Origin of the sequence: Sphingomonas yabuuchiae, assembly GCF_014199595.1 — a bacterium.
GTDB lineage: Bacteria > Pseudomonadota > Alphaproteobacteria > Sphingomonadales > Sphingomonadaceae > Sphingomonas > Sphingomonas yabuuchiae.
Genome location: NZ_JACHNX010000057.1, coordinates 1 through 1,367, shown reverse-complemented (window position 1 = coordinate 1,367; position 1,367 = coordinate 1). Strand labels below are relative to the sequence as shown.

The following is a 1,367-nucleotide window of genomic DNA, read 5'->3' as shown; positions in this document are numbered from 1 at the left end:
GGCGCGACCGCGACCAAGAATAATATCGGCAGCTTCGACACCAGCCTGCTCGGCACCATTGCTGTTCTTGGCGATGCTGGAATGGATGCCGGTCGACAGACGGGTGATCTCGCAGTGGTGCTGAAGCGCTTCGGCGCTTTGCAGGCTGGCCCGTCATTCGGCACGATGTACGAGACCCCGTCGCCGATCCTCATGGGCAAGCTGTGGGGGTGCATGCATGTCTCGGACAACGCGGCCCTCAGCTCACCTGGTGGCGGCACCGTGGGCGTCGCTGTCGGCCCTACCGGCGACATTCCGCATTCGAAGGTGGCGAAATTCGATGCTCTTCTGGGCAAGGCAGGTGGCCGGGCGACCGTCGCAATCGTCTTCGACGATCTGAAGCCCACCCAGTATTCTTTCGCCTATCCCCTGATGAAATCGCTGGGCATTCCGGCGGGCGTCAATTTCGTCGGCACGACGAGCTCCAATTCCTCGGCTTTCGATATGCCCAGGATCAAAGAGACGTATGCGGACGGCTGGGACGTCAACCTCGACAGCACTTTCAATGACAATATCACCGCCACCTTCGGCACGCTGGCCGCAGCAGGTGCCAGCCTGCAACAGAACAAGGATTTGGCGGCCGCCAACGGCATTACGCGCGGCAATGAGCATGGCTGCTGGACTGGTGGGCAGATCGAGTCGAACCCGCCATCGGCGCGTGTCTTTGTAGCTTCCGTCACGTCTTCGGGTACGGCAGTCGTCACGATGTCTTCGACTAGCGGCATCGTCGCAGGGATGCGGGCCATCGGCCACAACGTGCCCAATTCGCCCATCACGACCGTCGTTTCGGTGGACAGCTCGACGCAAGTCACCCTGAGCGCAAACGTGCCGTCACAGACGAAGCCGATGAAATTCGAGGACACGTCGCCCGAATTCTACACCATGAAGCTGCCGGTCTATTACCGCGACGTCATGGGCATGAAGCTGATGCGCACCACCCGTGCACAAGGGGGGATGCACACTCGCTTTGGCTTCGGCGATCGGGGGATGTTCGTCTTCGGAAACGCCTTGCACAGCCTGACCCTCGCTCAATTCAAGACCGTCCTCGATCGTGCTGAGCTGCTCGGGCTGACGGTCATATTCTATACCCATAGCATTATCCCTGGCGGCGCAGCCGTCGACAGCGACACCCAGCTTTTCACAGACCAGATGAATGAGCTGGCCAGCAGGCAAAATGCCGGGCGTCTGGATTGCATGACGTTGAGCCAGATCTGGGCGCGCGATGGCGGCGCAAGTGTCCCTACCGGCCTTCTGCCCCCGCCAACGGTCGCCCCTACCGGCGTGAGCTTCGTATCCGCCTCGGCCGCGAATGACACGCCCGCCGCACC

Annotated in this window: 1 protein-coding gene; it reads left to right on the top strand. The window is 61.4% G+C overall.

Going from position 1 to position 1,367, the window contains the following annotated elements; genetic code table 11:
- The coding region (locus GGQ89_RS19815; protein WP_184107209.1) for a polysaccharide deacetylase family protein at nucleotides 1–1,367 on the top strand (1,367 nt) is incomplete at both ends.